This is a genomic window from Streptococcus ferus DSM 20646, assembly GCF_000372425.1.
In the GTDB taxonomy this organism is placed as follows: domain Bacteria; phylum Bacillota; class Bacilli; order Lactobacillales; family Streptococcaceae; genus Streptococcus; species Streptococcus ferus.
Map to the genome: position 1 here is coordinate 259,079 of NZ_AQVD01000001.1, position 13,116 is coordinate 272,194.

Below are 13,116 nucleotides of genomic sequence, written 5' to 3' on the forward strand. Positions count from 1 at the left end.
ATTCAAAAACTGTGCTATAATTGACTTGAAACTTGTGAAAGAAGGAAGAGATATGACTGATAAGGAAACAAACTATGGGGCTGATTTGATTGTTGACAGCCTGATTAACCATCATGTTGATTATATTTTCGGAATTCCTGGTGCTAAAATTGACCGTGTTTTTGATACGCTGGAAGATAAGGGACCAGAGCTGATTGTGGCACGTCACGAACAAAATGCAACCTTTATGGCACAGGGTATTGGCCGTCTGACCGGACAGCCCGGCGTTGTATTGGCAACCTCAGGCCCAGGAATTTCCAATCTGGCGACAGGCTTAGTAACAGCTACGGCCGAAGGAGATCCAGTCTTGGCTATCGGCGGTCAGGTTAAGCGTGGTGATCTTCTCAAACGGGCTCATCAGTCTATGGATAATGTGGCGATGCTGAAGCCGATTACCAAATATGCGGCAGAAGTACATGACCCTGATACCTTGTCTGAGAATATTGCCAATGCTTATAGGATTGCCAAATCAGGAAAACCCGGGGCTAGTTTTCTGTCTATTCCTCAAGATGTCACTGACAGTCCTGTCAAGGTTAAGGCTATCAAACCCTTGACAGATCCTAAGCTGGGGTCGGCGTCGGTTTCAGACATCAATTATTTGGCGCAGGCGATTAAAAATGCCGTTCTCCCCGTTCTACTGTTAGGAAATGGTGCTTCTGATGAAAAAGTCACGGCCTCTATCCGCCGTCTGCTTGGTTCCGTCAAACTGCCAGTTGTCGAAACCTTTCAAGGGGCGGGAATCGTGTCTAGAGAGCTAGAAGAAGACACTTTTTTTGGTCGGGTAGGTCTTTTCCGCAATCAGCCGGGAGACATGCTTTTGAAGCGGTCAGACTTGGTTATTGCTGTTGGCTATGACCCTATCGAATACGAAGCCCGTAACTGGAATGCGGAAGTCTCTGCGCGTGTGATTGTCATCGATGTGGAGCCTGCAGAGATTAGCCATTATTTCCAACCGGAACGAGAATTGATTGGCGATATTGCAGATACCCTTGATCTGCTTCTTCCCGCTGTCAATGGCTATCTTCTTCCAGAGGGCTCAAAAGAGTATTTGGTCGGTTTGCGGCAGAATACCTCTGAGGATCTTAAATTTGACCGTCAGGCAGCAGCAGGTAAGCTTCATCCCCTTGATTTGATTGAGGTTTTACAAGAACAGACTAAGGATGATATGACCGTTACAGTTGATGTCGGCAGTCATTACATCTGGATGGCACGTTATTTCAAGAGTTACGAAGCCCGTCATCTGCTCTTCTCAAATGGTATGCAGACCTTGGGAGTGGCTCTGCCATGGGCTATATCGGCCAGTCTCCTGCGTCCTAATACCAAGGTTATCTCAATATCAGGGGATGGCGGCTTCCTCTTTTCAGCACAAGAGTTAGAAACGGCTGTTCGCTTAAACTTGCCGATTGTTCACTTGATTTGGAATGATGGCAGGTATAATATGGTGGAATTTCAAGAGGAGATGAAGTACGGCCGCTCATCTGGGGTTGATTTTGGTCCAGTAGATTTCGTTCAATATGCAGCAAGTTTTGGTGCAAAAGGTTACCGTGTTGACAGCAAGGAGAGCTTTGCGGAAATATTGGCAAAAGCCCTCGATGAGGCTCAGCAAGGACCTGTTTTAATTGACATTCCGGTGGATTATCAAGATAATATCAAATTGGGCGAAACCATTTTGCCGGATGAATTTTACTAAGGGTTGATGAGGGAGAAAGATGACAGAAGCAATCAAATTATTTCAATATAACACACTGGGAGCGCTGATGGCAGGTCTTTACGGGGGCAGTTTAACCATTGGTGAGCTTCTAGAGCATGGTGATCTAGGAATCGGTACCTTAGATTCGATTGATGGTGAACTGATTGTTCTTGATGGCAAGGCTTATCAGGCAAAAGGAACCGATGGTCAACTTCAGGTGATTGAAGTGACTCCAGATGTTAAGGTGCCTTATGCAGCCGTGGTTCCCCATCAGGCAGAAGTGATTTTCCGCCAACGCTTTGAGATGACGGATAAGGAACTGGAAAAGAGGATTGAGTCTTACTATGATGGCGAGAACCTTTTTAGATCCATTAAAATTTATGGTGCGTTTAAACGAATGCATGTTCGCATGATTCCAAAGTCTGCTTCGGACAAAAAGTTTGCAGAAGTGGCTACCAAACAACCTGAATTTACAGCAGAAAATGTGAAGGGAACAATTGTCGGTTTTTGGACCCCAGAAATGTTTCACGGCGTGAGTGTTGCAGGTTACCACCTTCATTTTTTATCAGATGATCATTCTTTTGGTGGCCATGTGATGGATTTCGTGATTGAAAATGGTGTGGTTGAAGTGGGAGCCGTGGATCAGCTGGATCAACGTTTCCCTGTTCAGGATCGCAAATATCTCTTTGCTAAATTTAATATGGATGAGCTTAAGGAAGATATCGATAAGGCGGAGTGAGATGGAAATGTTCATCAGAGATCTTCAACCCAGTCAACTCTACCTTTCTGGAAAGAAAATAGTTGCATGTAGGAAATGGATTCAGCACATTGGTGTGGAAGATAAATTCTCTCCCCTACCTATCGAGCAAATTGCCATCGGATTTTTTTGACTAATGGACACACAAGAGCCTATCTGGCTTATCAGGCTGGCTGGGAACGGATGAACAGGGAGGCACTATCGCATGAAAAATAAACTCTTTCAGCTGGAGCAGACTTTTATGAACCAAAGCAGTCAGTCAAATCAAGACTGGCTAAACAGGACAATTCACGATGACTTTACTGAGATAGGTAAATCCGGTAGAATTTACAGTAAACAGGAGGTAATTTCTGCGTTGACTGCCCAAAAGAGCGGGAAAATCACGGAAATAATAGGATTTGACTGTCATCAGATTGACCAGCAGACCTGGTTGGTGCATTACCAGACAAGGCACAACGGTCTTCTGATCTATCGGACTTCTATTTGGCTGGAAAAGGAAGCCAGGCCTCAAATTTATCACCATCAGGCGACACCACTTTCAGCCAGTATCTTTTCACCAAATTCATGCCAAAGAAGTCAGAGAAGATATTGATAAGGCAGAGTGAGATGGAAATAGTAATCAGAGATCTTCAACCCAGTCAATTCTACCTTTCTGAAAAGAAAATAGCTGCATGTAGGGAATGGATGCAGAACATTGGTGTGAAAGATAAGTTTTCTCCCTTGCCTATCAAGCAAATTGGCCATCGAATCTTTTTGACTGATGGACACACAAGGGCCTTTTTGGCATATCAGGCTGGCTGGGAAAGGGTACCAGTTATCTGGGATGAAGATGAATTGGACTGGGAGGCCTACCTTATCTGTGTCCAAACAGCAGAGGCGAAAGGTATTCATTCCGTAGCCGACCTAGCTACTAGGATTCTCCCAGAAGAAGAATATCAAGAAAAATGGCTGAATTGGTGTCAAGAAATCTTTAATGCCAACCAACCTCATCAAAAAAATCCATGAATTAGAGTTTCATGGATTTTATTTTTTCTTCCGTCGGGGTGACGCGCAGGGTCTTTTGCCCCATATCTGCTTCGGACAAAAAGTTTGCAGAAGTGGCTACCAAACAACCTGAATTTACAGCAGAAAATGTGAAGGGAACAATTGTCGGTTTTTGGACCCCAGAAATGTTTCACGGCGTGAGTGTTGCAGGTTATCACCTTCATTTTTTATCAAAGGAAGATATCGAAAAATCAGAATAAATAAAATCCCTCGGCTGTTAAGCCTGAGGGATTGATTTTTGATTATTTTCGAAATTTTAGCTGACTGTAAATACCAAAACCGACAATCCAAATACTAGAACCGATAGCGCCAAGGACCGTTGATTCCTGTAAGAATAAGGAAATAAAGACAAAAATCATAAAAGCGATGGTGATGGGATTGAGCCACTTATAATGAGGCATGAGATAGCCATCCGCCATAAAATCTTCTGACAGGCGGTATTTTTGATGGGCAATCATGGTCAGTATATAAATAGCAATGTAGACACCAGAAGACGAGGCTGTAATCAAGGCAAAAGCGTCAGATATTCCGGGAATGACGGTGATAAAAGCCGAAAACATAATCACAGCTACGGAGAAAAGAATAGCTCGGCTGGGAACACCGGCGCGTGACAGGCGATTGACCTTCATTTTTTCAAAAAGTTGATTAGGGTTTTCATTAGCAATCTGGTAGAAGTGACGGCCTGTTGAATACAAGGTGGAGTTTAAAGCCGAGGCAGCAGAGGTCAGTACCACAAAGTTAATCAAAGCTGCCGCCCATTTGATGCCGACTAATTTGAAAACCATAACGAAAGGGGATTCATTGACAGGCAATTCTCGCCAAGGAAAGATAGCCATAATCGAAAGCAGGGCTCCGACATAGAAAATGATAATACGAATAGGGATTTCCTTAATAGCCTTTGGCAGAACTTGCCGCGGATTCTGTGTTTCTGAGGTTGTAATGCCGACAAACTCAATCATTTGATAAGCAAAGAAGACCATTTGAAAGGCCATGAGGAATTTCATCCAGCCATGTGGTAAAAATTCAAAGTTGTGGTAAATATTACGAAGGCTGACTGGTCCCTGGCTGGTTTCAAAGTTTGTCAGAATCATAAAAATACCTGTTGCAATCAAGGCAAGGATAGCAACAATCTTAATCATGGCAAACCAAAATTCCGTCTCTCCAAAAACACGGACGGCAATCAAGTTTACCAGACTTAGGAGAAGAAGAAACACAATCTGAATCATCCATGACGGCCAAGTAGGAAACCAGTACTGAACATAGGTTGCAACGGCGGTAATTTCAGCCATTCCCATAAAAATGAGAGAAATCCAGTAAGACCAGCCTGCAAAATAGCCCCAGCCCTTACCGACATACTTTGTAATAAAGTTAATAAAGGTATGCTGGTCAGGATCGTAATAGAGCATCTCCCCGATGGCCCTCATCATAAAATACATGAAGAGTCCAGTTGTTAGATAGACCAAAATAATAGAGGGTCCTGTCAGATTGATAGAACGCCCCGCTCCTAAAAACAAGCCCGTTCCAATGGTTCCTGCGATGGCAATTAGCTGTACATGGCGGTTCTGAAGCCCGCGTACCATGCCGTTTTTGAGCTCCTTTGTTTCTTCCTTGTGATTTTCTTGAGACATAATAGAACCTTTCCTTGTAAATATCCATCATTATAGCCCATTTTAAAGAAAAGCACAAACGGCCTCCCAATATCAGAAAGAAGCTGGTCTTAGACCAGCTTCTTGGATAGCTCCATAGCTTTTATTTTCTTTTCGTTGGGAGTTACTCTCAGTGTTTTTTGCCCCGTATAGGTGACAAAGCCTGGTTTTGCTCCTGTGGGTTTATGAAGCTTCTTGGCTTCAATCATATCAACTTGAACCAAATTAGACAAACGCGCCTTTGAGAAATAGGCTGCCAGTTCGGCAGCATCGGTTTTGACTTCGTCTGTGGGGTTAAGATTGTCCTTGATAATGACATGGCTGCCTGGAATATCTTTGGCATGAAACCAGAGCTCACCTTTTTTAGCCATTTTAAAAGTCAGCTCATCATTTTGCAGATTATTTTTACCGACTAGGATGACGGTTTTACCGTCAGAGGCCAGAAATGGTTGCGGTTTTTGGCGTTGCTGCCGTTTTTGTCGGCCTTTCTTCTTTAGAAAACCCGTTTCCATTAGTTCTTCACGGATATCCTCAATCTCAGTTAGACTGGCCTGACTGAGGGCCTGCTCAACGCTTTCTAAGTAGAGAATGGTTGAACGTGTTTCCTCCAAAAGCCCCGTTAAGTGCTTAACAGCCTCTTTTAATTTCTGGTATTTTTTGAAATAGCGCTGAGCATTCTGGTTAGGTGTCAGAGCTCTGTCGAGCGGGATAGTGATTTTTTCACCGGTATAATAATTGTCCAGTTCCACCTGATCTTGATTATTGGGAACTTGGCTGAGGTAGGTCGTCAAAAGTTCCCCTTTTTGTCGAAAACCCTCAGCATGATCAGTGTCAGCTAATTCTTGTTGCTGTTTGAGAAGTTTTTTCTTATTTTTGCTGAGTTCATTTTGGATGCGGTGAATCAGATCACTAGCCTGTTGGCTGATACGGTCACGTTCAGCCTTATCCTGATAGAAGACATCCAGTAGGGCTGATAGGCTATCAAAACTTTCTTGGCTGTCCGTAAAATGGACGGCTGAAAAAGAAGTTTCTGTTAGGTTAGGTGCCGTTTCTTGCTTGAAGAAGCGGCGGAAGTTCTTTAAGCGGTCCCTGTCTAACGAGAAAGCTAGCTGACTGGCGGTGTCTCTGCCCAGACCTTGAAAAAGCTGCTGGAGGTTTTTAGGAGAGAGATCCTGCGTCTGCAGAATTTCAAAGAGCTTGTCATCTGAGATGGCAAAAGGATTCTGTGTTTGGTTCTTTGGAGGCGCCAGATAGGCAGAGCCAGGTAAGATGGTTCGGTAACTATTTTGAGCAAACCCCACGTGTTTGATTGATTCAATAATCTTACCTTCATTTTGATCAATGAGAATGATATTGCTGTGTTTTCCCATGATTTCCACGATGAGGCTCACCTTTAGCTGATCGCCAATTTCATTTTTATTAGAAACACTGATTTGCAGGATACGATCATTTTCCACCTGCTGGATAGACTCGATGAGTGCCCCCTGCAGATATTTTCGCATAATCATGGTGAAGGTATTGGGGATCTGAGGGTTTTGAAAATCGGTTTTTGTCATCTGAATGCGGCCGAAAACAGGGTGAGCGGATAAGAGTAGTTTAAAGTTCTGCCGATGATTGCGAATCGTTAAAACCAGTTCACGATCAAAAGGCTGATTGACCTTTTGGATCCGACCGTAGAGCAGATATTCTTGTAATTCTTGGGTTAAATGGTGTAAAAAAAAGCCATCGAAGGACATAGCGGTCTCCTTTATATCTCTTAGAAGATTATACCATATCGGTCCCTAAAAATCTTATTGACAAATACCGCGGAACATACTATAATGAATGCAATCAGAAAGAGTAGTAGGAATTTGTTTCCAGAGAGCTTGTGGTCGTTGTGAACAAGTAGCAGTTTTTACGAAATGGGCTGAGGTTATGAGATGGACTTGAAACAATAAGAGTTCGGTAGGCACACCTTACAGTGCAGCTCCTTGTTAGAGGAGGAAGAGATATGGGAAATCCCATAAGTGAGGTGGCACCGCGCTCCATACGCCCTCGCATACAGTTTTTGTATGCGGGGCTTTTGTTTTATACCTGAGAATAAGAAAAAGAAGAGGATATTGCTTATGAAGAACAAACGTTTAATCGCCGTTTTGGCAGCTATTGTTGTCATCATTGCCGGAACCTTGGCCTATCAGTCTGTCAGCCGGGGAAGTAAAAATCAGGGAACCAAGACAGTAAAGGTCGGTGTCCTGCAATATGTGACCCATGAGGCGCTGGATGAAATTTACCGAGGCATCAAGGATGGCCTTAAGAAAGAGGGCTATTCTGGTGATAAGATTAAGATTGAATTTTTAAATGCGGAAGGCGATCAAAGTAAGGTACAGACCATGAGCCAAACTTTGGTCAGCCATAAGAATCAGCTCTTGATCGGTATTGCGACACCTGCTGCTCAAGGTCTGGCCAGTGCTACCAAAGACATTCCTATTGTGATGGGGGCTGTGACGGATCCTGTCGGGGCAAAATTAGTCAAGGATCTTAAGAATCCAGGCGGCAATATTACAGGTGTTTCAGATAAAACCCCTATTGCTGATCAGATTGATCTCATCAAAGAGCTGACACCAGATGTTAAGACAGTTGGTCTGCTTTATTCAAGCAGCGAAGATAATTCCAAATCCCAAGTTGAGGAATTTAAAAAATTGGCTGAGAAAAAAGGCTACAAGGTTGAAACCTATGCTGTTCCTTCAACTAATGAAATTGCCACAACCATGAATGTCCTGTTATCTAAAGTGGACGCTGTCTGGACACCTCTTGACAATACCATTGCCTCAGCTTTTCCAACAGTTGTTGCAGCTGCAAAAGATGCTAACAAACCAATTTACCCGAGTGTTGATACCATGGTTTCTGAAGGAGGTCTCGCCTCTGTGGTGGTGGATCAGTATGACTTAGGGGTTGCTACCGGAAAAATGGCAGCTAAAATCTTAAAAGGCGAAAAAGCGGGAGACATCCCCGTTCAGGTATTTGATGAAGGAACGCCAGTGATCAATAAAACGGTAGCTCAAGAACTCGGAGTGACGATTCCAGCTGATCTTGCTAAAAAGGCTAAGTCGGTCAATTAGTCATCACTCCCAAATAAAAGAATGTAAGGATACAAGATGCTTATTTCAACCATTTCACAAGGCTTTCTGTGGGGAGTCCTTGGTCTGGGAATTTTCATGACCTTTCGAATTTTAAACTTTCCTGATATGACGACAGAAGGGTCTTTCCCGCTAGGAGGAGCTGTTGCGGTCAGCTTGATTACTCAGGGGATCAATCCTGTTTTGGCGACTTTGGTGGCTGTTTTTGCAGGCTGCTTAGCGGGTTTGGCGACGGGACTCCTATATACTAAAGGTAAAATACCAACACTTTTAGCGGGTATTTTAGTCATGACTTCCTGCCACTCCATTATGCTCATGATTATGGGCAGGGCAAATCTGGGATTGCTGGATGCTGATAAAATACAAGACCTCCTGCCCTTTTCTGGGGATGTAGACTTATTGGTTCTGGGTATTTTAGTTATTGCCATTGTGATAGGTGGTCTCATTTATTTTCTGAATACCTTATTAGGTCAGGCCTATATCGCCACAGGAGATAATCCTGATATGGCTAAAAGTTTTGGCATCAACACGGATAAGATGGAGGTCATGGGGTTGGTGCTCTCCAACGGCATTATTGCCTTATCTGGGGCTTTAATCAGTCAGCAAGATGGCTATGCGGATGTCTCAAAGGGGATCGGTGTCATTGTCATTGGTCTGGCAAGTATTATCATTGGTGAGGTCCTTTTTTCGACTGGCCTGACTCTCCTAGAGCGCTTAATCGCTATTGTCATTGGGTCAATCCTCTACCAATTCTTGATTCTGGCTGTTATTTCTCTTGGTTTCCAGACCAATTATCTCAAACTCTTTAGTGCGGTTGTATTGGCAATCTGCCTCATGGTACCAGAGTTTAAAAAACGTTTCTTCAAGGGGGTGACCTTGTCACGATGAAAACAATTATTGAACTTAAGGATGCCAGTGTGGCGGTCAATAATGGGCTTGACACGGAGAAACTGATTCTTGATCAAGTCAATTTAACCATTTACGAACATGATTTTTTAACCATTTTAGGCGGCAATGGTGCGGGGAAATCAACTCTTTTCAATGTGATTGCCGGCACTCTGCCCTTAAGCAGCGGCCGTATCTTTATTCTGGGGCAGGATGTCACCAAACTTGGGGCAGAAAAGCGGGCTCATTATTTATCCCGAGTCTTTCAGGATCCAAAGATGGGAACAGCTCCCCGTATGACCGTTGCTGAGAATCTTTTAATCGCCAAATACAGGGGGCAAAAGCGTGGCCTTTCTTCACGCCAGCTGAAGTCCCACGAAGCGGAATTTCAGCGCTTAATTGCCAAAGTCGGCAATGGTTTGGACAAACACTTGCATACCGCTGTCGGCCTCTTATCTGGCGGTCAGAGGCAGGCGCTCAGTCTATTGATGGCTACTCTTAAAAAGCCCGAACTTCTCTTGCTTGATGAACATACGGCGGCCCTTGATCCTAAGACCAGCCTTGCCCTTATGGCACTGACAGATGACTTTGTGACTAAGGACCAGCTGACGGCTCTGATGATTACTCACCGAATGGAAGATGCTTTAAAATATGGTAATCGCCTTTTGGTCATGAAAGATGGCCAAATTATCCAAGATCTAGCCGCTCAGGAAAAGCAACAGATGACTATCTCAGATTATTATCAATTGTTTGAATAAACTTTTAGAATTTTTAAAATATATTGACAAGAAACTTTCTAAAACGTTATAATAAAAGCAATTTATAATTAGGAGAATGAAAATGGAAAAGTTAAAGGATTTTTTAAAACAGCTAAATTTTGCTAATATCAAGGCTTTTGTACTGAAGTACAAGGTGCAGTCAATTATCGGTCTTGCTGTTCTCTTGCTGGCTCTTGCTGGAGGGATGTATGCCTTGTTAAATCGTAAAACGGACCTTGTCAGTCAGGTAAATGTAACTTTTAAGGGTTACAATGGAGCTGGGACCCTCAAATATAACTCAGAAGAAATTGAAAAGTCTGCGCAAAAAGCTGTTTTATTGGATGCTGGTATCTCCAAATCAGATGCTGATAAGATTGTTGCGGACAGCAGTTACGCCTCAGATCTGGCTAGTGCTTCGAGTGAAACGGCAGAGAAATTAGTTCGAGCAGAAAATGCCTTAGACAGTGTGTCCTATGATTTTGATAAGACGGACTCCTTATCAAATGGAGACAAGGTGACATTCACTGTTAAGGTCGCTTCTGACAATTCACCGATTAAGGAAGGGAGTAAGACTTTTACAGTAGAAGGTCTGAAAAAGTCTAAATCAACTACCTTAAAAGCGATTTTAAAAGATAACCCGCTCACTTATAGTGGCTACAATGGCTACGGCAGTGTCTCTGAGAAAGCACTGAAAAAATATGACATTACCAGCTCAGAAAATAATAATCTTAGCAACGGTGACACAGTAACTGTTAAACTAGATACAACTTATGTTGGGAAATTGGAGTCCTCAGGAATCATTGTCAAAAATGCTGAGGCCAGTCAAAAAGTTACAGTTTCAGGTCTTAAAGAACTTTCTGATATCAGCAATATTCCTGATGCTTACAGTAAGTTGGATGATTATGTCAAATCAGAAAATAAGAACACCAGTGATGAGTATAGCACGGAAACTTATACCATTGAAGCACAGGCAGACTATATTGGCTATAGGTCAGCTTCAGAAGCGTTTTACGCAAGTGACGCAAAAGAAGGTCTCAATATTCGCAGGATTTATAAAATCACAAAAACAACTGTCAATTCAGACAAGGCTGTTTTGAATAAGGGAGAGACTAAAACAGAAACGGGTTACTATATCTACGGCTATGACAATCTTGAAATTTATGAGAATAAGCTCATTTTGTCCGACATCAAGTCAAAATCTGACAATAGTTATTCCAAATACGAAGATCTTGACTCTGCTGTTTCAGAGTTGAAATCGTCTGACTTTAGTGAGTATAAAGCCAAATAATGATTAAATCAGTCCTTGAAGAGGGCTGATTTTGCATTTTCTATCACCTAATAACCGTATCCATCTGTCAAAGAAGGTAATTTATGCTATAATAAAGAGGATTGCAGTTTGACTGCAAAAGCAGTAATTCGACTTGCTAATGAAACAGCAAGGACCGTTTGTATGAAATAACTATATTATGAAGGAGTTTACATGACTGATGTAAAAATCATGGCCCTAGGAGGTGTCCGGGAAAACGGAAAAAACCTCTATGTGGCAGAAGTCAATGACTCAATTTTTGTTTTGGATGCCGGCTTAAAGTATCCAGAAGATGAACAGTTGGGCGTTGACCTTATTATTCCAAATCTGGACTATCTAATTGAGAACAAAGACCGTGTGCAGGGGATTTTTCTGACGCACGGCCATGCGGATGCGATAGGCGCCCTGCCTTATCTAGTATCAGAGGTTAAGGTGCCTGTTTTTGGGTCTGAATTGACGATTGAGTTAGCAAAACTCATGGTGAAGAATAATGATGCCTCTAAGAAATTCAAAAATTTCCATGTCGTTGATGCACAGACAGAAATTGAATTTGAAGAGGCAACTGTTTCTTTCTTTAAGACAACGCACTCTATTCCTGAAAGTTTGGGGATTGTGGTGGGAACCAAGGAAGGCAATATCGTTTATACCGGAGACTTTAAATTTGATCAGGCAGCCAGCCGTATGTACCAAACAGACTTGGCTCGAATTGCAGAAATCGGCAGAGAAGGTGTTTTGGCACTTTTATCAGACTCTGCAAATGCCGACAGCAATGTCCAGGTGGCCAGTGAGGCCGAAGTTGGGCTGGAGATGGAGCAGGTGATATCGGATTGGCAGGGCCGAATTATTGTGGCGGCCGTTGCTTCTAACTTGGTACGGATTCAGCAGGTTTTTGATTCTGCTGCTGATAATGGGCGCCGCGTTGTCCTGACCGGTTATGATGTGGAAAATATCGTCCGTACAGCTATCCGTCTTAAGAAATTATCGATTTCGGATGAAAAACTGATTATCAAACCTAAGGATATGCATCGCTTTGAAGACCATGAGCTCATCATTCTTGATGCCGGCCGTATGGGAGAACCAATCAATAGTCTTCGCAAAATGGCTATTGGCCGTCACCGTCATGTTACCATCAAAGAAGGTGACTTGGCTTATATCGTGACCACTCCAACCATTTCGAAAGAAGCCGTGGTTGCCCGAGTTGAAAACCTTATCTACAAGGCCGGTGGGGTGGTTAAATCAATTACCCAAAATATGCGTGTTTCAGGCCATGCCAATGGACGGGATTTGCAGCTGATGATTAATCTGCTGAAACCGAAGTATCTTTTCCCTATCCAGGGCGAGTACCGAGAATTGGCAGCGCACGCTGATTTGGCACTGGAACTGGGAATGTTCCCAGAAAACATTTATATCATGAAGCGGGGAGACATCATGGTTCTCTCAGAAGATGGTTTTCTTCATGAGGGGGCTGTCTCAGCTGGAGATGTCATGATTGACGGGAATGCGATTGGTGATGTTGGAAATATTGTTCTTCGTGATCGAAAGGTTCTCTCAGAAGATGGAATCTTCATCGTTGCCCTTACTGTGAACCGTAAGAAAAAGAAAATTATCTCACGGGCGCGTGTGAATACCAGAGGCTTTGTCTATGTGAAGAAGAGCCGAGATATTTTACGTGAAAGTGCAGATATTGCTAATAATGCGGTTGAATCTTACTTGGGTCAGGACCATTTTGAATGGGGAGAACTAAAGTCTTTAGTTCGTGATGAAGTTGGAAAATACCTCTTTGAACAGACTAAACGGCGCCCGGCTATTTTACCGGTTGTCATGGAAGTGAGATAGGCGATATGAGCTTAAGAAATAGACTGCGCATAGCGCAGT

The 13,116-nt window shown here is 43.1% G+C and carries 11 protein-coding genes and 1 pseudogene; 10 read left to right on the forward strand and 2 right to left on the reverse strand.

Annotated features, from left to right (window positions below):
- The first annotated feature begins 52 nt into the window (after positions 1–52).
- From alsS to A3GY_RS0101305, 5 genes and pseudogenes are all read left to right on the forward strand, one after another.
- Complete coding sequence (alsS, locus tag A3GY_RS0101280; protein ID WP_018029585.1) at positions 53–1,729, forward strand: acetolactate synthase AlsS; 1,677 nt, start codon at positions 53–55, stop codon at positions 1,727–1,729.
- 19 nt (positions 1,730–1,748) lie between these two features.
- Positions 1,749–2,468: an acetolactate decarboxylase gene (gene budA / locus A3GY_RS0101285; protein ID WP_018029586.1), complete on the forward strand. Its 720-nt coding sequence runs from the start codon at positions 1,749–1,751 to the stop codon at positions 2,466–2,468.
- 223 nt (positions 2,469–2,691) lie between these two features.
- Positions 2,692–3,078 (forward strand): nuclear transport factor 2 family protein, encoded by a 387-nt coding sequence (locus tag A3GY_RS0101295; RefSeq protein ID WP_018029588.1) that lies wholly within the window; start codon positions 2,692–2,694, stop codon positions 3,076–3,078.
- A gap of 92 nt (positions 3,079–3,170) precedes the next feature.
- Positions 3,171–3,491 carry a hypothetical protein gene (locus tag A3GY_RS0101300; protein WP_231871635.1) on the forward strand — a complete coding sequence of 107 codons (321 nt, stop codon included), beginning with the start codon at positions 3,171–3,173 and terminating at the stop codon, positions 3,489–3,491.
- Between the two features lie 59 nt (positions 3,492–3,550).
- Positions 3,551–3,709 (forward strand): annotated as a pseudogene (locus A3GY_RS0101305) (acetolactate decarboxylase); the annotation flags it as partial.
- 63 nt (positions 3,710–3,772) lie between these two features.
- Here A3GY_RS0101305 and A3GY_RS0101310 read toward each other — a convergent pair.
- Both A3GY_RS0101310 and A3GY_RS0101315 read right to left on the reverse strand, forming a co-directional pair.
- Positions 3,773–5,158, reverse strand: a complete 1,386-nt coding sequence (locus A3GY_RS0101310) for an amino acid permease (RefSeq protein ID WP_018029591.1) — start codon at positions 5,156–5,158, stop codon at positions 3,773–3,775.
- Positions 5,159–5,247: 89 nt separating this feature from the next.
- Positions 5,248–6,912 (reverse strand): Rqc2 family fibronectin-binding protein, encoded by a 1,665-nt coding sequence (locus A3GY_RS0101315; protein WP_018029592.1) that lies wholly within the window; start codon positions 6,910–6,912, stop codon positions 5,248–5,250.
- A gap of 369 nt (positions 6,913–7,281) precedes the next feature.
- On the opposite strand from A3GY_RS0101315, the gene trpX reads away from it, so the two are divergent.
- From trpX to A3GY_RS0101340, 5 genes are all read left to right on the forward strand, one after another.
- A complete protein-coding gene (gene trpX, locus A3GY_RS0101320) occupies positions 7,282–8,274 on the forward strand; it encodes a tryptophan ABC transporter substrate-binding protein (protein ID WP_018029593.1) in 993 nt (330 codons plus the stop codon).
- A 36-nt stretch (positions 8,275–8,310) separates the two neighbouring features.
- A complete protein-coding gene (locus A3GY_RS0101325) occupies positions 8,311–9,180 on the forward strand; it encodes an ABC transporter permease (RefSeq protein WP_018029594.1) in 870 nt (289 codons plus the stop codon).
- Positions 9,177–9,935 (forward strand): ABC transporter ATP-binding protein, encoded by a 759-nt coding sequence (locus tag A3GY_RS0101330; RefSeq protein WP_018029595.1) that lies wholly within the window; start codon positions 9,177–9,179, stop codon positions 9,933–9,935. The genes A3GY_RS0101325 and A3GY_RS0101330 overlap by 4 nt, the downstream gene beginning before the upstream one ends.
- Before the next feature lie 82 nt (positions 9,936–10,017).
- Positions 10,018–11,223 (forward strand): hypothetical protein, encoded by a 1,206-nt coding sequence (locus A3GY_RS0101335; protein ID WP_018029596.1) that lies wholly within the window; start codon positions 10,018–10,020, stop codon positions 11,221–11,223.
- A gap of 192 nt (positions 11,224–11,415) precedes the next feature.
- On the forward strand, positions 11,416–13,077 hold the full coding sequence (locus tag A3GY_RS0101340) for a ribonuclease J (protein ID WP_018029597.1): 1,662 nt from the start codon (positions 11,416–11,418) through the stop codon (positions 13,075–13,077).
- The last annotated feature ends 39 nt before the right edge of the window (positions 13,078–13,116 follow it).